This window comes from Viridibacterium curvum (assembly GCF_039544165.1).
Taxonomy (GTDB): Bacteria; Pseudomonadota; Gammaproteobacteria; order Burkholderiales; family Rhodocyclaceae; genus Viridibacterium; species Viridibacterium curvum.
The window spans coordinates 255,508-277,008 of the sequence record NZ_BAABLD010000007.1 but is presented as its reverse complement, the minus strand read 5'-3'; the positions used below and the strand labels follow the sequence as shown (position 1 = coordinate 277,008).

The 21,501-nt window shown below is 62.4% G+C and carries 25 protein-coding genes; 14 read left to right on the top strand and 11 right to left on the bottom strand.

Translation table 11 applies throughout. The annotated features are described in order from the left end of the window. Positions 1-59: 59 nt before the first annotated feature. Both ABEA02_RS07575 and ABEA02_RS07570 read left to right on the top strand, forming a co-directional pair. Positions 60-842, top strand: coding sequence for a M90 family metallopeptidase (locus tag ABEA02_RS07575; RefSeq protein WP_345532280.1), 783 nt, complete (start codon positions 60-62; stop codon positions 840-842). 100 nt (positions 843-942) lie between these two features. Next, on the top strand, positions 943-1,338 hold the full coding sequence (locus tag ABEA02_RS07570) for a host attachment protein (RefSeq protein WP_345532279.1): 396 nt from the start codon (positions 943-945) through the stop codon (positions 1,336-1,338). Positions 1,339-1,396: 58 nt separating this feature from the next. Here the strand turns inward: ABEA02_RS07570 and ABEA02_RS07565 are convergent, their stop codons facing one another. The 3 genes from ABEA02_RS07565 to ispD form a co-directional block, all read right to left on the bottom strand. Further along, positions 1,397-2,011: an outer membrane beta-barrel protein gene (locus ABEA02_RS07565; RefSeq protein WP_345532278.1), complete on the bottom strand. Its 615-nt coding sequence runs from the start codon at positions 2,009-2,011 to the stop codon at positions 1,397-1,399. Positions 2,012-2,093: 82 nt separating this feature from the next. Next, positions 2,094-2,597 carry a 2-C-methyl-D-erythritol 2,4-cyclodiphosphate synthase gene (ispF, locus tag ABEA02_RS07560; protein WP_345532277.1) on the bottom strand — a complete coding sequence of 168 codons (504 nt, stop codon included), beginning with the start codon at positions 2,595-2,597 and terminating at the stop codon, positions 2,094-2,096. Next, on the bottom strand, positions 2,594-3,331 hold the full coding sequence (gene ispD / locus ABEA02_RS07555) for a 2-C-methyl-D-erythritol 4-phosphate cytidylyltransferase (RefSeq protein WP_345532276.1): 738 nt from the start codon (positions 3,329-3,331) through the stop codon (positions 2,594-2,596). The genes ispF and ispD overlap by 4 nt, the downstream gene beginning before the upstream one ends. Before the next feature lie 94 nt (positions 3,332-3,425). On the opposite strand from ispD, the gene ABEA02_RS07550 reads away from it, so the two are divergent. The 5 genes from ABEA02_RS07550 to ABEA02_RS07530 all read left to right on the top strand — a co-directional run bounded on the left by ABEA02_RS07550 (position 3,426) and on the right by ABEA02_RS07530 (position 8,144). Next, on the top strand, positions 3,426-4,133 hold the full coding sequence (locus ABEA02_RS07550) for an alpha/beta hydrolase (RefSeq protein WP_345532275.1): 708 nt from the start codon (positions 3,426-3,428) through the stop codon (positions 4,131-4,133). A gap of 105 nt (positions 4,134-4,238) precedes the next feature. Next, positions 4,239-5,354, top strand: a complete 1,116-nt coding sequence (locus ABEA02_RS07545) for a pectinesterase family protein (RefSeq protein WP_345532274.1) — start codon at positions 4,239-4,241, stop codon at positions 5,352-5,354. Between the two features lie 161 nt (positions 5,355-5,515). Beyond that, complete coding sequence (locus tag ABEA02_RS07540; protein WP_345532273.1) at positions 5,516-6,562, top strand: hypothetical protein; 1,047 nt, start codon at positions 5,516-5,518, stop codon at positions 6,560-6,562. A 67-nt stretch (positions 6,563-6,629) separates the two neighbouring features. Then, the gene (aat, locus tag ABEA02_RS07535; protein WP_345532272.1) at positions 6,630-7,391 is read left to right on the top strand and encodes a leucyl/phenylalanyl-tRNA--protein transferase; all 762 of its coding nucleotides are present in this window, start codon (positions 6,630-6,632) and stop codon (positions 7,389-7,391) included. A gap of 3 nt (positions 7,392-7,394) precedes the next feature. Beyond that, complete coding sequence (locus ABEA02_RS07530; RefSeq protein ID WP_345532271.1) at positions 7,395-8,144, top strand: arginyltransferase; 750 nt, start codon at positions 7,395-7,397, stop codon at positions 8,142-8,144. A gap of 26 nt (positions 8,145-8,170) precedes the next feature. Here the strand turns inward: ABEA02_RS07530 and ABEA02_RS07525 are convergent, their stop codons facing one another. Then, a complete protein-coding gene (locus tag ABEA02_RS07525) occupies positions 8,171-8,422 on the bottom strand; it encodes a helix-turn-helix domain-containing protein (protein WP_345532270.1) in 252 nt (83 codons plus the stop codon). Positions 8,423-8,592: 170 nt separating this feature from the next. Here ABEA02_RS07525 and ABEA02_RS07520 point away from each other — a divergent pair, with 170 nt between their 5' ends. The 6 genes from ABEA02_RS07520 (at position 8,593) to clsB (ending at position 14,603) form a co-directional block, all read left to right on the top strand. After that, positions 8,593-9,495, top strand: coding sequence for an SMP-30/gluconolactonase/LRE family protein (locus ABEA02_RS07520; protein ID WP_345532269.1), 903 nt, complete (start codon positions 8,593-8,595; stop codon positions 9,493-9,495). A 224-nt stretch (positions 9,496-9,719) separates the two neighbouring features. Further along, on the top strand, positions 9,720-10,691 hold the full coding sequence (locus ABEA02_RS07515) for a TRAP transporter substrate-binding protein (protein WP_345532268.1): 972 nt from the start codon (positions 9,720-9,722) through the stop codon (positions 10,689-10,691). 68 nt (positions 10,692-10,759) lie between these two features. Next, on the top strand, positions 10,760-11,248 hold the full coding sequence (locus tag ABEA02_RS07510; RefSeq protein WP_345532267.1) for a TRAP transporter small permease: 489 nt from the start codon (positions 10,760-10,762) through the stop codon (positions 11,246-11,248). After that, positions 11,239-12,540, top strand: a complete 1,302-nt coding sequence (locus ABEA02_RS07505; protein WP_345532266.1) for a TRAP transporter large permease — start codon at positions 11,239-11,241, stop codon at positions 12,538-12,540. Before ABEA02_RS07510 ends, ABEA02_RS07505 begins: the two co-directional genes overlap by 10 nt. A gap of 165 nt (positions 12,541-12,705) precedes the next feature. Further along, positions 12,706-13,452: an endonuclease/exonuclease/phosphatase family protein gene (locus ABEA02_RS07500; protein WP_345532265.1), complete on the top strand. Its 747-nt coding sequence runs from the start codon at positions 12,706-12,708 to the stop codon at positions 13,450-13,452. Then, the gene (gene clsB, locus ABEA02_RS07495) at positions 13,449-14,603 is read left to right on the top strand and encodes a cardiolipin synthase ClsB (protein ID WP_345532263.1); all 1,155 of its coding nucleotides are present in this window, start codon (positions 13,449-13,451) and stop codon (positions 14,601-14,603) included. Before ABEA02_RS07500 ends, clsB begins: the two co-directional genes overlap by 4 nt. Here the strand turns inward: clsB and gluQRS are convergent. After that, positions 14,598-15,521 carry a tRNA glutamyl-Q(34) synthetase GluQRS gene (gluQRS, locus tag ABEA02_RS07490; RefSeq protein ID WP_345532262.1) on the bottom strand — a complete coding sequence of 308 codons (924 nt, stop codon included), beginning with the start codon at positions 15,519-15,521 and terminating at the stop codon, positions 14,598-14,600. The genes clsB and gluQRS overlap by 6 nt on opposite strands. A 137-nt stretch (positions 15,522-15,658) precedes the next feature. On the opposite strand from gluQRS, the gene ABEA02_RS07485 reads away from it, so the two are divergent. Then, the gene (locus ABEA02_RS07485) at positions 15,659-17,677 is read left to right on the top strand and encodes a diguanylate cyclase domain-containing protein (protein ID WP_345532261.1); all 2,019 of its coding nucleotides are present in this window, start codon (positions 15,659-15,661) and stop codon (positions 17,675-17,677) included. On the opposite strand, the gene ABEA02_RS07480 is transcribed toward ABEA02_RS07485, so the two are convergent. The 6 genes from ABEA02_RS07480 to ABEA02_RS07455 all read right to left on the bottom strand — a co-directional run bounded on the left by ABEA02_RS07480 (position 17,644) and on the right by ABEA02_RS07455 (position 21,498). Next, on the bottom strand, positions 17,644-18,135 hold the full coding sequence (locus tag ABEA02_RS07480) for an SRPBCC family protein (RefSeq protein WP_345532260.1): 492 nt from the start codon (positions 18,133-18,135) through the stop codon (positions 17,644-17,646). The genes ABEA02_RS07485 and ABEA02_RS07480 overlap by 34 nt on opposite strands. A gap of 68 nt (positions 18,136-18,203) precedes the next feature. After that, positions 18,204-19,661: an MFS transporter gene (locus ABEA02_RS07475; RefSeq protein WP_345532259.1), complete on the bottom strand. Its 1,458-nt coding sequence runs from the start codon at positions 19,659-19,661 to the stop codon at positions 18,204-18,206. Between the two features lie 44 nt (positions 19,662-19,705). After that, a complete protein-coding gene (locus tag ABEA02_RS07470; RefSeq protein ID WP_345532258.1) occupies positions 19,706-20,110 on the bottom strand; it encodes a VOC family protein in 405 nt (134 codons plus the stop codon). Positions 20,111-20,180: 70 nt separating this feature from the next. Then, complete coding sequence (locus tag ABEA02_RS07465; RefSeq protein WP_345532257.1) at positions 20,181-20,630, bottom strand: SRPBCC family protein; 450 nt, start codon at positions 20,628-20,630, stop codon at positions 20,181-20,183. Next, positions 20,627-21,064: a VOC family protein gene (locus tag ABEA02_RS07460; protein WP_345532255.1), complete on the bottom strand. Its 438-nt coding sequence runs from the start codon at positions 21,062-21,064 to the stop codon at positions 20,627-20,629. Before ABEA02_RS07460 ends, ABEA02_RS07465 begins: the two co-directional genes overlap by 4 nt. Positions 21,065-21,084: 20 nt before the next feature. Next, positions 21,085-21,498, bottom strand: coding sequence for an SRPBCC family protein (locus tag ABEA02_RS07455; RefSeq protein WP_345532254.1), 414 nt, complete (start codon positions 21,496-21,498; stop codon positions 21,085-21,087). Between the last annotated feature and the right edge of the window lie 3 nt (positions 21,499-21,501).

Here is a 21,501-nt window from a genome sequence, read left to right as displayed (position 1 = left end):
GCGAAATTATCCCACAGGCTCACCGCGGCACCGCCCCGGGAGAGAGAAGAGACGCATACATGAAAGCGCTTACCCGCTGGCTAGCCGCCGCAGTCGGCATGCTGCAGCCCAGCAAACCAGCCATACCCGAGGAGCTTTGGCAGGCTGCCTGGCAACGCCTGCCCTTTCTGGCGGGCATGCCGACTGACGACGCCTCCGCCCTGCGCGCCATGACCGAGGACTTCCTTGCCCGTAAGGTCTTCTCCGGCGCGCACGGCTACGAACCGGACAATCTGGCCCGACTCACCATCGCCATTCAGGCCTGCCTGCCCGTGCTCAAGCTGGGCTTGCAGGCGTATGAGGGCTGGCGGGGAATCATCGTCTATCCGGGTGAGTTCGTGATCCCGCGACAGGTCGTCGACGATGACGGCGTCCAGCACGAATACGAAGAGGATGCGCTGGGCGAGGCCTGGGACGGTGGCCCCGTCGTGCTCAGCTGGTTCGATGACCCGGCCGACTACGACGGCGCACATGTCGTGATCCACGAATTCGCCCACAAGCTCGATCAGCTCTCGGGCGGGGCCGACGGCATGCCCCCACTGCATGCCGGTATGTCACAGGAAGAATGGTTGCGCGATTTCGATGCGGCCTACGCCGATTTCTGCCAGCGCGTCGATGCGGAAGAAGCGACCTTGATCGACCCCTATGCGGCCGAAAACCCGGCCGAGTTCTTCGCCGTCTGCGGCGAAGTTTTCTTCACATCGGCACAAGATCTCAAAAATGCCTACCCAGAAATTTACCGGCATCTTTGCGACTTTTACAAGCAAAATCCAGCCAGTTGGAGCCACGTTACAAGCTCATGACAAATCCTCTGGCGCCTCCCGAAAGCAGCTCCTAAGCTGAAAGTCGCCGCGTCGCAAAAGGCGCAGCGATCCCGCTACAGCCCATCACCCGGAGGCCCTCATGACCACCACCTGGATTCTTGTCGCCAACTCCCGTCACGCCCGCCTGTTCGCCAACCACGGCCCCAACAAAGGCCTTGAACTGGTTCAGGAATGCATGGCCCCCGAGACGCTGACGAATCGTCCCCAGGGTGGTCGCCTGGCCAAGCGTGGCGAACCGCGGCCCCATGGCGCCAGGGACTTTGCGCACCGATTGGCAGACGACCTGCATCGAGGTCGAAGTCGAGGACGCTTCGGTCGCGCCATCATCGTGGCGCCACCGGCTTTCATGGGCCTCATCAACGCCGAACTGGACGGGCCGACGGCGCAAATGGTGAGCGAACGTCTGGACAAGGACTACACGCGCTCGGGCGGTGACGTCCTGTGCCAGCACCTTGAGCACTGCTTGTGCGTATAGCGCATCGCTAAAACGCTGCCAGAGCGGGACAGCGCCGACAGCGCTGCCCCGCCACACATCAGATACGGACTTCTGCCCCCAGCGACAACATGTCGTAGTTGGCCTTCAGGCTCGCAGGGCCATACTGGTAACGCGCGCCACGGATGGTCTCGAAGTCCAGCTTGACGGCAAAGTGCTTGACCGGCTGCCAGCTCACGCCAATGCCAAGGGCTGGCTTGATCGAGCTTTCGCTGTTATCGGGAAAGTTCGTACACAAATTGCTGCAGGTATAGCGCGTCGTGACGCGCGCTGCACCAAGCTTGCCATGCAAGCCGAAGCTCTCGGAAAGCGCATGGTTTCCCGTCAGAAAGAGGCCGACGGCTTTGCTCGCAAATTTGTCCGACGAATATGAGCCGGAAAAATAACCCGAGTAGCGATACGTCCCGAGATCGTAGTACCCGCCTTCGACACCAACGTATCCAAAACTGTAGCCACCATAGACCTTGTAGCCCGTCTTCCGCTTGTCTTTGCGCTCGAGCGAGTCAGCCGTATAGCTACTGTAAGCCTTGCTGACAACGTTCGACGTCACCCGCCCGACAGCACCTCCGACATACCCCCCTTTGAAGGGATCCGCCTGCGCTGATGCGCTGGCAAACAGAATGGCTGCTGCGGAAACGGCATAGGCAAAACGCATTGTGGCTCCTTGTCATAACCCGACCGGAAATTGGTCGCGGCCGGAGACTACCAAAATTGCGTTGCCAATTCTTTCGCCAGCCTCAATGGGCAGGCAGATCGCACCTTGCGATCAAGACCACGGCCTGGGTAGCTATACCTTCACCGCGCCCCAGATGCCCCAGCCTCTCGTTGGTCTTGCCCTTGATGTTGACGCAACCGGCCTCGACGTCCAGGTCGGCCGCTATGTTGGCAACCATCTGATCCGCATGCGGCGAAATCTTCGGCGCCTGCGCGATGATGGTGGCATCCACGTTTACCACCTGCCAGCCAGCCGCCCGCACACGCGCATGAGCCTCGCGAAGCAAGACCCGGCTATCTGCGCCCTTGAATGCCGGATCGGTATCGGGAAAATGACGACCGATATCGCCCAGGCCCGCCGCCCCCAGCATGGCGTCGGTGATGGCGTGCAGTAGTGCATCGGCGTCGGAATGGCCAAGCAAACCCTTGCTGTGCGGAATCTCGACGCCGCCAAGGATGAGCTTGCGCCCTTCAACCAGCGCATGCACATCAAAGCCCTGCCCGATGCGGAACGGAAACGGTTTCATGCCGGAAAAGCCTCCCTCGCGCGCAGGATCTGCGCAGCCAGCGCGAGGTCTTGCGGATAAGTGATCTTGAAGTTGGTGGCATCTGCCGCCACCAGTCTGGGTAACAGCCCCAGCGCCTCGACCGCGCCCGCCTCGTCGGTTACGGCAGAGTGCGCAGCCAGTGCCCGCTGCAACAATTCGAGGCGGAACATCTGCGGCGTCTGCGCCTGCCACAATCCATCGCGCGGCACGGTTTCACAGACCCGACCGTCAGCCTGCGCCCGCTTCATGGTGTCTGCAACGGGTGCCGCCAGCAAACCACCGACCTCATCGTCTCGCAACGCGTCAATCAGCGTGTCGACCTGTTCGCCGCGCAAACAGGCACGCGCCGCATCATGCACAAGGATCCAGTCGGTCCCGGCAGCGCCAAGATGCGGAAGCGCATTGGCAACGCTCTCGGCACGCGTCGCTCCGCCGCAACGATGCACGACAAGACGTCCGTCGAAAAGCGACCAGTCATAAGACGCCCACCACTCGTCCTCGGCAGACAGCACGACATGGATCGCTTGCAGTCGCGAGACAGCGGCCAGCGCCCGCAAGGTGTGCCAGATGACGGGTTTGCCGAGGAGATCGAGGTACTGCTTGGGCGTCGTGCCGCCCATGCGGCTGCCACTGCCGGCAGCAGGCACCAGCGCCACGAAGGCGGACAGAGCAGCGAGCGAAGAATTGCCGTGGAACGAAGCGGATGAAGACATAAGCGGGATTTTACGCTGTCAAAACCCCCGCCTGTGATCGGTGCCAGTGCGCTATGCTTCGCCCGAATCGCTCCCGTGGGGAATCCCTGCACGCATGGCTTTCGCGCTCCGTCACACCAGTCTCCGCATCCAGGCCGAACGGGTCTGGCTGGATGCCTTGCTGTCGCACGCGCCAGACGTGCGCGGCCTCATCATCCATGCCTCGCCCTTCCTGCATCACCTGGCCGACTCGCGCGAAAATTTTGCTGCGGCGCAACTGCGCGATGCCGGCTTCGGCACTTTGCTGGTGAGCCTGCTGACGCCTTATGAGGAAACGCGCGACCCTGATGTGCGCTACGACGCGTCCCTGCTCACCAACCGCCTGGTCTCGCTGCTCGGCTGGATCCGCCAACAACCGCAGCTGACCGGTCTGCCGCTGGGCCTCATCGCAGCGGGCACTGCAGCCGGCGCAGCCGTGCGTTTGCTGTCACGAGACCCTGACTGCGTCGCCGTACTGTGCCTGCGCGCCGGCCGCCCCGACCTCGCTGGCGCCGACCCCTTGCGCCGCCTGCGCTTGCCCGTGCTGCTGCAGCTGCCGGGCAACGAACCGGATCTGCGTACGCCCAACGAACAGGCCTGGGCCCTGATTCCCGAACCGCGCCGCTGGATCGAAATCCCCGAAGCCAGCGCCAGCTTCATCGAACCCGGCACACTTGATCATGCCGCGCGCAGCACCTGCGATTGGTTGCTGCAACACATGCCGGAAAGAGCCGAACCTTCGCCCCCTGCATCACCCGAGCCTCAAGACGCACCGAGACAATGATCGAATTTGCAGTCGCCGAGTTTTCCGCCTTCGTTCCGCACCTCATTGCCATTCATACTCAACCAGCCAGCTGCCTTGCCTTACGGACAGCAAAAAGGAGACACCATGAATCCACAACGTCGCACCTACCTGGCCATCGCTGGAGCCTTGCCTCTGGCCGGCATGCTTGAGGGCTGCGCGATGCTCTCCCTGTTCTCCAGCGCTGACGCTTTCGTCGATGGCTCCGGCAAAACTGAGGGTGCATTTCCCACCATCCAGGCTGCGCTCAACGCCGCGCCGGAAAAATCCCCCAAACCCTGGATCATCAGCATCAAGCCCGGTCGCTACTACGAAAAAATCACGATCACCAAACCCAATATCCACCTCATCGGCAGCGATCAGCTCAAGACCGTGCTGACGTTTGATGCCTACTCAGGCCTCAAGAAACCGGATGGCAGCACCTGGGGCACCTTCGCCTGCGGCACCCTGATCGTGCAGGCAGAGGGCTTCAAGGCAGAAAACCTCACCATCGAGAACGCCTACGATTACCCCTCGAACGACACGCGTGACTCGAAGGACCCCTTGTTCACCAACGCTCCCCAAGCCGTGGCGGTGATGACGGACACCGGTGCGGACAGGGCTTTCTTCCATAAGGTGCGCATTACCGGCTACCAGGACACGTTGTTCACCAACGTCGGACGCAGCTACTTCAAGGACTGCTACGTCAGCGGCCACGTCGACTTCATCTTCGGCGCCGGCCAGACCCTGTTCGAGAATTGCCAGATCGTCAGCCGCCCGCGCACCAAACCCGGCGTCAATCCGGTGGGTTATGTGACGGCACCCAGCACGCAGATCAGCAACAAGTACGGCCTCGTGTTCCTGCGCTGCAAGCTGGTCAAGGAAAACGACAAGCTGCCAGCCGGCTCGACCCCGCTCGGCCGCCCCTGGCACCCGACCAAGACCTTCCCGGACGGTCGCTACGCCGACCCGGACGCCATCGGCAGCTCGGTATTCATCGAATGCTTCATGGACGACCACATCACCAGCGACGGCTGGGCCGCCATGGCCGGCACGCAAAAGAGCGGTCCCGACCGCGTCTGGTTCCAGCCAGAGGACTCGCGCTTCTTCGAATACAAGAGCAGCGGACCGGGTGCGCACACCTCGGGCAAGCGTCGCCAGTTGAGCGACGCGGAGGCCGCAGAATACACACCAGCCAAAGTGCTGGCCGGCTGGAAGCCCTGAGGCTTCGTTTGCATCCCGGCATCACGACGGGCGACACTTCGGTGCCGCCCTTTTTCATCGCCCCTTCCCTTTCGGGCAGATCCCCAAAGCTTCTAGGCACCCCGCATAATTCGGCGCCAGCACGCCAAGTGTTGCCCAAAACACATACATCAGGGGGTTAGATGAAAGCATCACAACTTATCAGCAGCGCACTGCTTGCAAGCTGCCTGATTTGCGCTCAGTCCGCCGTGGCCGCACTCAGCTTCTGGAAAAAGGACGGCGTGCTCACGACCTACGGAGAAGCGGCGAAAGGAGATGGAGAGAAGCTGACGACCTACCTTACGCCGGAAGTCAAAGTCCTGGTGCTTCAGTACCCGTCTGGCAGCAGTTGGTCGGTCGCGCAAGAACTGATCAAGCCAATCGAGAAAGCCAAGATCAAAACGGTGGCGTTTGGTCGTTGCGACACTCTGATATGCGCAGCGATGTTCATCGCGGGTGAAGAGCGCCAATTTGCTGCGGACAACCGTCCGGAAACGAATTGGGTGCGCCTCCCAATAAGTGACCTGTACTTCCCCGATACCGGTCCAGATCGCGGCACGTCATGGTCGGACGTTGTCTGGTATTGGCGCGATCGGACCAAACTTACGCGCTGGAATACTCAAATCCGGCACGGGATGAGCAGTGCGGACAAAGCCAATCAGTACTGGCTGGAAAATCGCTACTTTTTCCATCCAATGACAAAAACCAAACCAAGCAGCCACTTTCACTGCTGGGGCCCCGATCAGCCCAAACCCGAAAACTGCGAGGCCATGGACGGTGACGCCGTAACCTGGGGGATCGTCACCACAGCCGAGCGCTATGTCCTTCCCGAAGTACTGCAAGGGCCTAAACGCAACGCGGTTGACATTCCGACGCCGCCAGCAAGCGGCGTTGCCACTTTGACTGAACCTGTAAAGGCGCGTGTCAGCGACAAATGCCAGGAGATCTATCGCGACAAATTCTTGAAGTATGAAATGCCGCGAGCCTTTGCAGTCTCATCTGGTGGAGCGTGCTACGCACGTGACAATCGCTCTCTCGCTCCCGCCAAAGATGCGTTGAGCGCGTGCGAAAAAGGTAGCCCAAAGCATGACTGCCAGTTGTACGCGGTCAACGAGGTTGTTGTGTTCCCCGGCTTCAAGGAAAAGCCCGAAGCAAAATCCAGCACTGATGACAGTGCCCCGCCCCCCTGATTGACATCATTTGCGGTCTGCCTTCAGTCGGGCGACACTTCGGTGTCGCCCTTGTTGTCTGTACCGCATGATTCCCTGGCTCGATCCCGATGCGCCTCCCGCCTTCCCCCCTGTCAGCACGGCGCTGAGGGAGCCCGGTGGTCTGCTGGCCGCGGGCGGGGCGCTGACACCTGAGTGGCTCCTGACGGCGTACCGCAGCGGGATTTTCCCCTGGTACTCGGTCGGGGACCCCATCCTGTGGTGGAGCCTGGATCCGCGCATGGTGCTCGTGCCGGGGCAGATGCGGCTCACCCGGTCGCTACTGAAAACCCTGCGCAACGGCCGCTTCGAGGTGCGTTGCGACACCGCCTTCGCCCGCGTGATGAAGGAGTGCGCGGCACCGCGAGAACCGGGCGGCGGCACCTGGATTACCCGGGAGATGCAGCGGGCTTATTGCCGCTTGCACGAACTGGGCTGGGCGCACAGCATCGAGTGCTGGCAGGGTGATGAGCTGGTGGGTGGCCTGTACGGCCTTGCCATTGGCCGGGTGTTCTACGGCGAGTCGATGTTCCACCGTGTCACCGACGCGTCAAAAGTCGCATTCGCCCATCTGGTCAGGCTGCTTGAGCAGTGGAATTTTGCCGTGATAGATTGCCAGATGAGTACATCGCATCTTCACTCGCTGGGCGCGCGCGAAATCTCACGAGCCGATTTTGTCAGCGGTTTGACGGAATGGACTGCCGGAGATCTCACTCCCGCAAACTGGGCCGACGTGGATATGGCGATGGACTGGTCAGACCAGCGCCCCGTGTCGGCGCCCGAGCACAACGCACCTGCAGAGACCACCTGAGTCATGTCGCTTCTCAAGGACCTGCCGTATTCCTTCCTGCAGTTCTATGCGACGGCGCCGTACGCCTGTTCGTACCTGCCGGAACGCACCGCGCGTTCGCAGGTAGCGACGCCGAGCCACATGATCGACACAGCGCTCTACAGCGAACTTGTGAGCGGCGGCTTCCGTCGCAGCGGCGTGTTCACTTACCGCCCCTACTGCGATGCCTGCCAGGCCTGCGTGCCGGTGCGCCTCCCGGTCAGTGCATTTCGCCCCAACCGAAGCCAGCGGCGCATCTGGCTGAAGCACGGCACCCTTGTGCCGCACGAACAACCACTGAGCTTCCGCGACGAACATTACGCGCTGTATCAGCGCTACCAGCAGGTACGCCATGCCGGCGGCGGCATGGATCAGGACAGCCGCGAGCAATACACGCACTTCCTGCTGCAAAGCCAGGTCGATACGCGTCTGGTGGAATTCCGCGACGAACAAGGCGTACTGCGCATGGTGTGCGTCATCGACTGTCTCGTCGACGGACTCTCCAGCGTCTACACCTTCTACGATCCGGACGTTGTCGGCGCGAGCTACGGCAGTTTCGGCATTCTCTGGCAGATCGAAGCCTGCCGACTGATGAACCGCAGCTACCTGTATCTCGGCTACTGGATACGCGACTCCGACAAGATGCGCTACAAACAGCACTTCAGGCCGCTCGAAGGGCGCGTGGGCGGCGTCTGGCGCCCGCTGACCGACACCGACCTTGCGCAACTGGGCTGACAGCTCACGCCATCAGCCCTGTCACCTCAAGCCGCTGCGGGATGCTGCAGGCGACCGAGCTTGGCTGCTGCTGCGCCGACGGCGTAATTGCCATCAGGCAGGCGGACTACGTAGCCCGCGCGGATCAAGGACTGCATGAGACGCAGGATGGTGCTCTTGTAGAGCCCCGTACGTCGTGCAAGGATCGCCAGAGTCAAGGACACATCGCCCTCCTGAAAAGCGGAGAGGATGAGGAAAGCGCGGTCGACTGCCGCAACGCCGGTTTGTGCTTCGTTCATGATGCTACTCGATAGGTTGTTGATGCCATTCCAATCTAATGATCATGAACCCTCGCAGCAAACCCGCAATACATTCTGGTGTGTCGAATTGTGCATTTGACGATTTGTGACAAACCTACGTACCAGAACGTGATTTTTTCGATGGACGTTCCAGCAGAAAGACCCACGCCATGCAGCCCTTCAGCACCCTGAGCATCGAAAAACACACAATCATTTCACGTGACGACACGGATACCTGTGGAGAAAGTCCGTTCTGGTCGCAAAAGGACCAGGCCTGGTACTGGAGCGACATTCCTGCGGGCCGAATCCAGCGCTGGCATCCCGCCAGCGGCCAGTTTGACCGCTGGCAACTGCCGGAACAAACCGGTTGTGTCGTGCAACGAGAGGATGGCCGCCTGCTGATTGCCTGCGAAAGCGGCCTGTTCACGCTGGACACGGCGAGCGGAAACTTCACGCGGATCGCAGACATCGCGTTCCCCGCGAGCGGGATGCGCTTCAACGATGGCAAATGCGACCGCGCCGGCCGTCTGTGGGTGACGAGCTTCATGATGGCGAGCGACAAACGCCCCATCGGCAGCCTCTTCTGTTATTCGAACGGCATCCTGCGTGAGGTCATCGCGGGCGGCTTCATGACCCCCAATGGCATGGCCTTCAGCCCGGACAACCGTACGCTGTATATCTCCGACTCACACGCCGACGTGCGCAAGGTATGGGCTATCGACTACGACATTGCCAGTGGCACACTCGGCGAACGCCGCCTCTTCGTTGACATGCGCGACTTCGCGGGACGACCCGACGGCGCCACCGTTGATACCGAAGGTGGCTACTGGGTCGCCGGCATGGATGCCGGATGCATATACCGCTTCACACCCGCCGGACAGCTCGATCGCGTCGTCAATCTGCCGGTGCGTCACCCCACCATGCCGGCCTTCGGCGGCCCCGCGATGGACGAGGTTTTTGTCACCTCCTTGAAGCGCGGAAACATACCGGTCGAACAGGATCCCGATGCGGGTAAAACCTTGTGCTTCAGCATTGGCAATAAGGGTATTGCCGAGGTTCCGTACAGGGGTTGACCGGTCACGCAGCGGGCGCTGCGCCGCAACAAAAAACTCTACCCACCTGCGTCAAAGAAAGCCCGGGAATGCGTGGTATCTTCCGCCCTGCGCTGCGCGGGCAAAGTCGCGCCTACGCAGGGAATTGGCCTCCCGCACACAGGGAGCTGAGTCGATACCAGACCGGGATTTCCCGGCTGCATCCCAAGTGCCGTTGATGATTGTCACCTGATAGGAGATACACAATGATCCGCTTCACCAAACTGGCGGCCTCGCTGGCCATCGCCGGTCTTGCATTCGGCGCTCAAGCCGAAGAGTTCAAATCCGCCGACGTTCACAACAGCGATGATTTCCCCACTGTTACAGCCGTCAAGTTCATGGGCGAGCAGCTCTCCAAGGCCACCGGTGGCAAGCACACCATCAAGGTGTTCAACAAGGGCGCACTGGGCTCCGAGAAGGAAACCATCGACCAGGTGAAGATCGGTGGTCTGGCCATGACCCGCGTGAATATCAGCGCAGTCACGTCGATGTGCCCGAAGACCAACATTCCCGTCCTACCTTTCCTGTTCCGCTCGGTTGAGCACCTGCACAAGGTTCTTGATGGCCCCATTGGCGAAGAGATCGCCAAGGACTGTGAATCGCAAGGCCTGATGATCCTCGCCTACTACGATTCGGGCGCCCGCTCGATCTACTCGAAGAAACCGATCAAGACCGTCGCCGACACCAAGGGTCTGAAGATCCGCGTGCAACAGTCCGACCTGTGGGTTGCCGTGACCGGCGCCATGGGCGCAAATCCGACACCGATGCCCATCGGCGAAGTGATCACCGCGCTGAAGACGGGCCTCGTCGACGCCGCTGAGAACAACTTCCCATCGTACGGCTCCAGCTTCCGCCATTTCGAAGCCGCCAAGTACTACAACAAGACCGAGCACTCGATGGCGCCGGAAGTACTGCTGTTCTCGAAGGCTATTTTCGACAAGCTGCCGCCTGCTGAACAGAAAGCAGTGCGCGACGCCGCCAAAGCCTCCATTCCGTTCAACCGCAAGGAATGGGCTGCCGCGGAGAAGAAAGAGGAAGACATGGTCAAAGCCGCAGGCTCGATCATCGCCGAGGTAGACAAGAAGTCCTTCCAGGACGTCATGGGCCCGGTGTATGAAAAGTTCGCCAGCAGCCCTGATGCAAAGCGCCTCGTCAAGGCCATTCAGGACACCAAGTAAGTTCTTCTGCAGCACGAACTTCCCGGCCTCCAGGCCGGGAAGTTTTTTGTATCTCCCGGAGTCACTGAATGTATACCCGTCTCTGTGCCTTTCTCTCCAAAGCCAGCCTGATGCTGGCCGTGGTCGGGCTCATCGCGATCATCCTGTGCGTGCAATACCAGGTGTTCGGTCGCTACGTCCTTAACGACACCCCGACCTGGGCTGAAGCGCTGGCGCTGATGCTCGTCATCTACGTCACCTCGCTGGGCCTCGCCGTCGGCGTGCGCGATGCCGGCCATATCGGCCTGGAGTCCATCATCGTGCTGCTGCCGGAAAGCATCCGCCTCAAGCTCGAAATCCTCATCCACCTTCTGGTCGGCGGCTTCGGCGGCCTGATGGCCTGGAACGGCTACCTATGGACCACCCTCAAGTGGAGCGACACCAAGCCCATGCTGGGCGTGCCCTCGGGCATGGACTATGTCCCGCTGGTGATTGCCGGCACCCTGATCGTCCTGTTTTCGATTGAACACATCATCGCCCTGTTCCAGGGCAAAGAGGTAGAACCGGCATGGAACTGACCGTCCTTTGTATCAGCTTCACGATCCTGCTGTTGATCGGGGTTCCCGTTGCATTCGCCATCGGCATTTCGTCTGTCTGCACCATCGTCGCAGCAGGCCTGCCCATCGCCATCGTCTTCCAGAAGATGGTCGGCGGCATGCAGATCTTCTCCTTCCTCGCCATCCCGTTCTTCATCTTCGCTGGTGAGCTGATGCTCTACGGCGGCATCGCTGACCGCATCGTCAAGTTTGCCAACAGCCTCGTTGGCCACGTGCGCGGTGGTCTGGGCATGTCCAACGTGCTGGGTTGCACCCTGTTCGGTGGCGTGGCCGGCTCGCCCCTTGCCGACGTGTCGGCCATGGGCTCAGTGATGATTCCGCTGATGAAGAAGGAAGGCTACGACGCCGACTACGCCGTCAACGTCACGACGCACGCGGCCCTTGTCGGCGCGCTGATGCCGACAAGCCACAACATCATTCTGTTCACGCTGGCCACCGCGGGCATCGCTGCGGTGAGCGTGTTTGACATGGTGCTCGCCTGCGTCATCCCGGCTGTGCTGCTGACCGTCGCCAACGTCATCGCTGCTTATGGTGTCGCGGTCAAACGCGGCTACCCCACACATGGAAAGTTCCCGGGCTGGGGCGTTGTGCTGGGCACATTCCTCGCGGCACTGCCGGGATTGCTCGTCATCGTGATCATCCTCGCCGGCATCCTGTCGGGCGTATTCACCGCCACCGAGTCTGCCGCGACGGCCGTGTTCTGGGCGCTGATCGTCACCGCCATCGTCTATCGCACGCTGAGCTGGGAGAACTTCCTCAAGGCTTGCGCCAAAGCCTGCAAGACCACGGGCGTGATCCTGCTGCTGATTGGCCTGTCTGCGGCCTTCGGCTACTTCATGGCGCTCTACTCGGTCCCGGAGAAGACTGGCGAGCTGATGAAGTCCGTGACCAGCAACCCGTGGATGATTTTCCTGATGATCAACATCCTGTTGTTCGTGCTGGGCACCTTCCTCGACATGGCGCCGACCATCCTGATCTGCACACCGATCTTCCTGCCGATTGCACAGCAGTACGGCATGGATCCGGCCCAGTTCGGCGTGATGATGCTGCTCAACTGCGCGCTGGGTCTCAACACCCCGCCGGTGGGCACGACGCAGTTCGTCGGTTGTGCCATCGGCGAGATATCGGTCGGACAGGTGATGAGGTCCATCCTGCCCTTCTACGGAGCACTGACCGCGACGATGATGCTGGTGACCTATGTCCCTGCGTTCTCGCTGTGGCTGCCGCAGACGCTGAAGGCCGCGCTGCACTGAAGTCATTGGCAACCCCGCAGGGAAATCGTCGGGCCGTCCCGGGATTTTCCTGCACCCTCTCGGGGGTGTTCGACGGATGTATGTCGAAGGGTGGCACAAACCAAACCCCCGCTCTCACAAGAGGCGGGGGTTTTGTTTTGTGCTGTCGCTGCCGATAATCCCGGCATGCGAACACTGCGCCTGTGCACCTACAACATCCACAAAGGCTTCTCGCAATTCGGTCGCCGCATGGTGATTCACGATCTGCGTGAGCGCCTGCGCATGCTCAACCCCGACATCGCCCTGTTGCAGGAAGTACAGGGGCTGCACCTGGGCCATGCAGATCGCCACCTCGACTGGCCGGAAGAACCCCAGCACGAATTCCTTGCCCAGAGCCGCTGGCATGCAGCCTACGGCGGCAACGCCAGCTACGAGCACGGGCACCATGGCAATGCCATCCTGTCGCAGCTGCGCATCCATCACGCCGAGAACCACGACGTGACCCTGCACAAACTGGAATGCCGCGGCCTGCTGCATTGCGAGCTCGACGACGGCGAGGGCGAAGCCATCCACTCCATCTGCGTGCATCTCTCGCTGACCGACCAGCAACGCCGCCGCCAGCTGGAGCGTCTGGTTGCGCTCGTACAGAAGTCCGTCCCCCCCGACGCGCCGCTGATCATTGCCGGCGACTTCAATGACTGGAATAACCGCACGGACGAACGTCTCACCGGACAACTGGGCGTGTTCGAAGCCTTCAGCCAGCACACCGGCCACCCGGCGCGCAGTTTCCCGAGCAAGCTGCCCGTGTTGCGCCTCGACCGCATCTACCTGCGCGGCTTCCGCGTGCTGGACACTGCGGTTCATTGGGGCCATCCGTGGTCGCGTATCTCTGACCACGCGGCGCTCACCGCCACCGTAACGCGACTGGCATGAAGACGCGCAGGCAAGGGGAAAACGCCATCACCCTGCTACGCAGTGGCGTGGAGTTCTTTCCGGCGCTGCGCGAAGCCATCGACAACGCACACCACAGCATCCACATCGAAACCTACATCTTCGAGCCAGACGAAACCGGCCACTCGCTGGCCACAGCGCTGCGCTTCGCCGCGCAACGCGGGGTCAAGGTGCGCCTCGTCGTTGATGGCTTCGGCTCGCGTGAATTCGTAGACACCATGTTGCCCGGCCTGCGCGCAGCGGGCCTCGAGATTCTCGTCTTCCGCCGGGAACTGCGCACCTTTGCACTGCAGAAGCGCCGCCTGCGCCGCCTGCACCGCAAGACCGCCGTCATCGACGGTACGCTGGGTTTTGTCGGCGGCATCAACATCATCGACGACCAGAACACCCCGCATCACGACCCGCCACGCTTCGACTATGCCGTCAGCCTGCGCGGGCCCATCGTCGGCGATCTGGCCAGTGCGCAGAACGCGCTGTGGCGCATCCTCAGCTGGGCGCGAATCCGGCGACGCCCGGAACCGATGCCTCCTCCGCCCCGTCCGCCGGCTGCCGGCAACATGGCCGCCTCGCTACTGCTGCGCGACAACCTGCGCCGCCGACGCGAGATCGAGAACGCCTACCTCAACGCCATCGGCCATGCACGTCGCGAAGTCCTCATTGCCAGCGCGTACTTCCTGCCGGGGCGACGCTTCCGCAACGCCCTCGTCCAGGCCAGCAGGCGCGGTGTGACCGTCACACTGCTACTGCAGGGGCGCACCGAGTACTGGCTCATGCGCCAGGCCGAGCAAGCGCTCTACCCGCATCTGCTAAGTGCCGGGATACGCATCGTCGAATACCGCAAGAGCTTCCTGCACGCCAAGGTGGCTGTCATCGACGACGACTGGGCCACCGTGGGCTCCAGCAACATCGACCCGTTCAGCCTGCTGCTCGCGCGTGAGGCCAATGTCATTGTGCGCGACGCCACTTTCTGCAGCATCCTGCGTGTCGACATCGAGAACGCCATGAACGATGGCGGCGTTGCCCTCAGAGAAGACCACTGGCAACACCTCTCGTGGCCACGTCGCGTACTCAGCTGGTGTGCTTTCGGCGTCGTGCGCTGGCTGGCTGGTCGCCTCGCCGCACCCGAGCTATAGCGTCGTCAGGTCCGCGACAACGACGCTGCGTACGCGCGGAACACGGGCGAAGTCCCAGTGCGCCAGCGCCCACTCCCACACCTCGCGCACCGTCGCGCGTGCCAAAGCATCCGGCGTGGGCTGCCCCAGAAAACGCAGGGCCGCAGACAAAGCAACAGCGGGTCGTAAATCGCTCACCGACCGCGCCAGCGTCTGCTTGGAAAGCTTCTCGCCCGCCGCATTGCACGCCACCGGCAGGTGCGCATAGGCCGGTTGGACTACGCCCAGCGCACGCTGCAAGGCAATCTGCCGAGCGGTCGAATCAAGCAGGTCGGCCCCGCGTACCACTTCGGTCACACCCTGCTCGGCGTCATCGACCACCACCGCCAGCTGATAGGCGAAGAGCCCATCCGCACGCTTGAGCACGAAGTCGCCAACGTCGTGCGCTACATCCTCCACCTGCTCGCCCTGCAACAGATCAGCCCAGTGCAGATCGCCCGCCGGCGCGGCAAAGCGCCAGGCACGCGCTTCGCGTCCGGCAGGCAGGCCACCGCGACACGTTCCCGGGTAACGCGGTGAGCCATCCCGTGCCAGGCCCGAATCCGCCACCTCGCGCCGTGTGCAGGCACAGCCGAACACATGGCCGCTCCGCTGCAGGCGCTCCAGCGCCGCGGCGTAAGCCTCGCTACGCCTGCTCTGCCACGCCACATCTCCGTCCCATGCGAAACCCAGCGTCTCCAGCTGGCGCAGGATCTCGTCCGCCGCGCCCGGCACGCAGCGCGGCCCATCCACGTCCTCCATGCGCAACAGCCACCGTCCGTCCCGCGTTCTGACCGTCAGGCAGGACCCCAGCGCCGCCACGAGGGAACCGAAATGCAGCGGACCCGTTGGGGACGGGGCGAAGCGACCGATGGGAGGATTGGAAAGGGGTAAATGCACGGGAATTTGCCAACAATCACCGGTTTTCCCCAAGCAAGGGAAACCTAGAATGACTCAACGGTGACACCACCCGGCGCAGATTTATCGCAAAGCCGGGCAGGCGTACCGCGAAAGTTAGCATGAGGGAGTCCTGCCGCATGAGCGTTGCCATCCTTCCCGCTGCCCCTCTGTCCCGCCCGCCCACCGCCACGATGACCCATCCCGACAGCGCCGTCAGGAGCAGACTTCCGGAACAGGAGCGTCAACGCTTGCTGGCCAGCGCCATGCACGTGGGCATGATCGGCATGCTGGCCACCACCACCCTTGGGGCCTACTGGCTCAACCGCGTGAGCGACCCGGTCACAGCGTTGAGCTGGGCCGTGCTCGTCACGCTATCGGTCATGCTCAGCGGCCCTCTCGCAGCCCGGCTACTGCGTGTGCGACACGATGCCGTCGCTGCCGCCAAGGTAGAGACGCTTTACGCGCTCAAGATGTTGCTGACGGGTGGCTTATGGGGCGCGCTCGCCTGGTGGTCCAAGGCCAGCGAGCTGGACCTGCTCGCTCTCGGCATCATGCAGTTCCTCATTCTCGTCGTCAGCACCGTGGTGCTGGGCTTCACACGCTGGGCCTTTCCCTGCCTGTTGCTGGGCATCGCCGGTCCGCTGGCAGCACGCCTCGTGGCGACCCCGCCCGCAGCTCTGCCACCGGCTGCCACAGCCGTCGCCATTGCCGCCCTGGTGCTGGGCGTGGCGCACTACATGCTGTTTCGCAAGCTGCGCTGGCTGCATCTGCGCCGGCAGCAACGCGACGCATTGGCCCAGGAACAGGAGGCTGTCTTCCATGCTGCATCCGAAGGCATCCTGCTGATCCGCGACAACCGCGTCGCCAAGTGCAACGCGCAGGGCGCTGCGATGCTGGGCGTGAGCCCGGACGAAATCATCGGCCTCGACTTCGGTAGCTGGCTGCAGGAACCCGAGTCCTGGCCCCACTACCTCGAAGACATGCACAACGCCTTCCTCTCGGGCGAGCGCTTCAGTGCCGTTGCGCGCCTGCGCCGCACCGACGGCGAGCTGTTCTTCGCCGAGCTCTCGGCGAACCCCATCGACCCGGCCAAGCTCGAAGCCGGCATCGTGCTCGTCACGACCGACATCTCGATTCGCCTCGCCACCGAGGCCGCCCTGCGCACCAGCGAACAGCGCTTCCGCCGCCTGCTGTCGCTATCGTCCGACTGGTACTGGGAGCAGGACAGCCGCTTCCGCTTCACGCAGATCCGCGGTACACGTGTCGACGCCCTGCAGGAGCACTACCGGGATGCGCTCGGCAAACATCGCTGGGATCTGCCCATCGAAGGCGTGGACGAGCGCCGCTGGGACGCACACCGCGCCACGCTGGAAGCCCATCTGCCCTTCTCCGACTTCATCTACCAGATCCGTACCACGCGTGGCGAGCTGCGCTGGTTGTCCATCAACGGCCAGCCCATGTACGACGAAGCCGGCGTGTTCTGCGGCTATCACGGTGTCGGCACCGACATCACCGAGAGCATGCGTACGCAGGAGCGCTACCACCACCTCGCCCACCACGACACGCTGACCGGCCTGCCCAACCGCCGCCTGCTGCTCGACCGCATGGATCAGGCCACGGCACACGCGCGCCGCGACCAGCACGGCATCGCCCTGCTGATGATGGATCTCGACGACTTCAAGACCATCAACGACACCGATGGCCACGAAGCTGGCGACCAGGTACTGATTGCCGTCGCCGAGCGCTTGCGCTCGCAAATCCGCGAAAGCGACACGCTATGCCGCATGGGTGGCGACGAATTCGTGATCCTGCTGCCCGAAGTGCGCGAACCCGGCGATGCCGAGCAAGTCGCACAGAAGATCATCCACAGCCTCAGCGTGCCTTTCGACATCGGCGGCAAGAACTACCGTGTCGGCGTCAGCGTGGGTATCGCGCTCTACCCCGAGCACACGGCCAGCGTCGACAAGCTGCTGACCCTCGCGGATGCTGCGATGTACGAATCCAAACAGAGCGGTGGCAACAACTACTGCTTTGCGCAGCTTGGCGATCAGGGCCTGCTGCAACTGGAGTCCCCCGAGAACACCCAGGCCGCTTCGCTGGCCAGCGGGATTCTCGAAGTCGCTCAGCCGGAAGCCTTCAGCGACGCGGCGATGTAATCAGCCAGTCCCGCCAGGCTGGCATTCCAGCTCGTACCAAAACCCGCAGCATCTGCCTCGGCACAGGCCTCAGGCGACTGAAGCTGGGCACGTATCGTCAGCCGCGTGCCCGCCCCCTGCTCCACGAACGTCACGATCACGCGTCCATACGGTGGCAGGCCACTGCCACAGGCGTGACGATTGTCCTGCATGCCTTGATAGACCAGCCGTTCCGGCGGACTGATCTCTTCGTAGAAGCCCTCACACGGATAACTCTCGCCATCAGGCGACAGCATGTTCATGCGGAACATGCCGCCCACACGCAGATCGATCTCGCAGCCCCCGCTCGTGAAGCCCGGCGGCAACCACCAGCGCTTCACATGCTCCGGCTCGGTCCAGGTGCGGAAGACGAGGCTCGGCGGCGCATCGAAAGTGCGCGTGATGACAATTTCGCAATCGCTGAGGGGAATGGCTGACATGGGGCACTTTCCGGAGGCGCTGTCGGGCAAGAAACCCGTCGAGTCGTCATGGTAACCGCGCCACACGATCAGTGTCCCGCTACGGCGGGCGCTGCAGCAGCGTCCCTACCCTGCGCATCAGGCTTGAGCAGCAGCGTCAGCGCTGCGGCGAAGCCCGCGAACACAGCGCCGATCAGGAAGGCCGCGTTGTAGCCACCGGTCAGCGCATGCGTCTGAGCCTGTCCCACCGCCAGCAAGTCGCTGGTGCGTGAAGCGGCGATGCTCGCCAGCACAGCCAAACCCAATGCGCCACCCATCATGAAGGCCGTATTGACCATGCCCGACGCAAGACCCGACTCGTCCGGCCCCACCTCGCTCATCGCCACCAGCAACACTGGGTTGAGCGCCATGCCTGCGCCGAGACCCAGCAACAGCATCGCTGGCAGCACGTGTGTGAGGAAGTTGCCCGACACGGGCGCAAACGCAAACAGCGCGAGGCCAACCGTCACCATCAGCATGCCCACGGCTATGCAGGCACGCGAACCGAAACGCATCACGAGCTTCGCCGACACGCCCAGCGAGAAGGCCGCCATGATGAGGTTGGCCGGCAGGAAGGCCAGGCCCACCTGCAGCGGGCTGTATTGCAGCACCCGCTGCATGTACAACGCGGAGAGGAAGAACCACGCGAACATCGCCGCCGCCCACAGCACGCCCACCACGTTCGATACCGCCACGCTCCGCAAACGGAACAGCGACAGGCGCATCAGCGGCACGGCCACGCGCGACTCGATGACGAGAAAACCGACCATCAGCAAGGCTGACGCAGCGAGCAGGCCCAGCGTCTGCAGCGATTGCCAGCCCGCTTCGTTGCCGTTGACGATGGCGTACACCGCCAGCAGCAGCGAGCTCGTCACTGTCACCGCACCGGCCACATCCAGCGGCTGCGAGGTGTCGCGCTCGGCATCGCGCGGCAGTAGCTTCTGCGACAGCCAGAAGACCGCCAGGCCGAGCGGGATGTTGACGAGAAAGTTCCAGTGCCAGTGAAAAGCGTTGGTCAGCACACCGCCCGCCACCACACCGATGGAGCCGCCACCCGCACACACGAAGCCATACACGCCCATGGCCCGGGCGCGCTCGGCGGGCTCGGGGAAGAGGTCGATGATCAACGACAAGGCCACGGCCGACACAACGGCACCACCGAGCCCCTGTATCGCGCGTGCCGTGATCAGGAAGCCTTGCGACGTCGCCACGCCACAGGCCAGCGACGACAGCGTGAACAGCGCAATGCCAACGAGAAAGGCGCGCTTGTGCCCGTAGAGATCGCCCATGCGCCCACCGAGCAGCAGAAAGCCGCCATAGGTGAGCATGTAGGCATTCACTACCCAGGCGAGTGCCGATTCAGAGAAACCCAGGTCTTCGCGAATCGATGGCAGGGCCACATTCACGATGGTCGTATCGAGCACGATCATCAGCTCGCCCAGACACAGCAGGATGGTGGCGAGCCAGCGCTTGTCGCGCGGCACAGCGGGGGTGTCAGTCATCGTCATTCATTGCTCTCTGTTGCGGTGCTGGCCTGGCAGCAGATTTCTTCTTATGCCTGCGAGGGCGTGTCGGTCATGTGGAACAGTCCCCAGCCATGGCCGTCCGGGTCCACGAAACTGTGCGAGTACATGAAGCCCAGATCCTCGGGCTTGTCGTAGGTCGATCCACCCGCAGAGAGGGCTGCCGCAACGAGTCGATCTACTTCCTCACGACTCTCGCAAGCGAGATTGAGCAGCACCTCGACAGACTGATTCGTATCGCAGATGGCCTTGGGCGTGAACGCACGAAACCTGTCATGCGGACACAGCATCACGCACACGGCATCGTTGATCACGATACAGCCGCCTTCATCGCCGGAAAACTGCGGATGTGCTGCGAAACCCAAGGCTTCGAAGAACGCTACCGACTGACGGAAATCGGCAACAGGCAGGTTGATGAACATCTGCTTGCTCATGGCATTTCCTTTTCAATGCGGACAATCGTTCTGGCGACGTGGCGGGGAACGCCGATGCCCCGAGCGCGACTCACGCCACAGTCCCTTCGGCAAAAGCCGCAAAGCGCGCCAGCGTCTGCTGTCCGCCCTCCACCGCACCGTGCGCCTTCACCGCCGCGCAGGCCTCGGCACTCGGGAAGAGAGTGCGCAGCATCACCAGGGTCTTGCCATCCGCTGCTTCTGCAAAACTCACCACGGCCTTGAAGTGTTCGCGCTCGAAATCGCCATGCGAATACGCCAGCCGCTCGGGGCGCACAACTTCGCTATAGACAATGCGATTCGGCCAGTCCCTGCCATCCGGCCCGTGCATGGTGAAGCGCCAGACGCCGCCGACCGCCACCTGCATCTCGTACGTGGTGGTCGTGAAACCATTGGGCCCCCACCACAGACTCACATGCCTTGCATCGGTCCAGACATCGAACACCCGCTCGCGCGGCGCATTGACGAGTCGGGTGATGATGATTTCGCACTCGTCCATCATGCCGCCTGCGACTGCTCGTAATTCACCATCCACTGAATGCCGAACTTGTCTGTACACATGCCGTACACCGCGCCCCAGAACATGGGCTGGTACGGGCACTGGATCTCTCCACCCGCCGACAACGCGTCGAAGAGTCGCTTGCCCTCAGCCTCACTGTCCGGGTGCAGCGAGATCGACACATTGGTGCCCATCGTCACCGGCGGACACATGGGCGGCACCGCGTCGCTGGCCATCAGCATATTGTCGCCGATGGGCAGGGACACGTGAAGGATCTTCTCGCCCAGCTCGGGCGACAAGGGGCCGGCGCCTTCCATGGGCGGGCCGTCCTTGTAGCGCGACAGCATTCCGAACTCGCCACCGAAGATGGACTTGTAGAAGTTGAAGGCTTCCTCGGCCGTGCCGGGGAAGTTGAGGTAGGTGTTCATCTTGACCATGCTTTTCTCCGGGGCTGAATTCAGGACTGGGAACTGTTTTCGACGTGACGCGCAAAGTTGTCCAGGATGGCCTGCCAGCCCTGCTGCTGTTGCGCGATGGAATGCGTCTCTTCGGCATCGAAGTTGACACTCACCGCAACGCCTTCCGCACCTGGCGTGAAGACCACCTGCGCCGTGCGATCACCGAAGTCGTATTCGATGCGCTGATGCACATCCACCCGCGTGTAGGTGCCGGCGAAATCGAAGCCGAAGCTGCCATCCCTCGCCTCCATGCGCGAGCTGAAGGCTCCGCCGACGCGCAGATCCACCTCTGCGCGCGTGGTGTGCCAGTCGTCCGACGCGGCATTCCACTTCACGATATCCGCCGGTGTGGTGTAAGCCGACCAGACCTTCTCGATGGGGGCGCGGACTGTGGTCTGAACCTGAATTTTCATGTG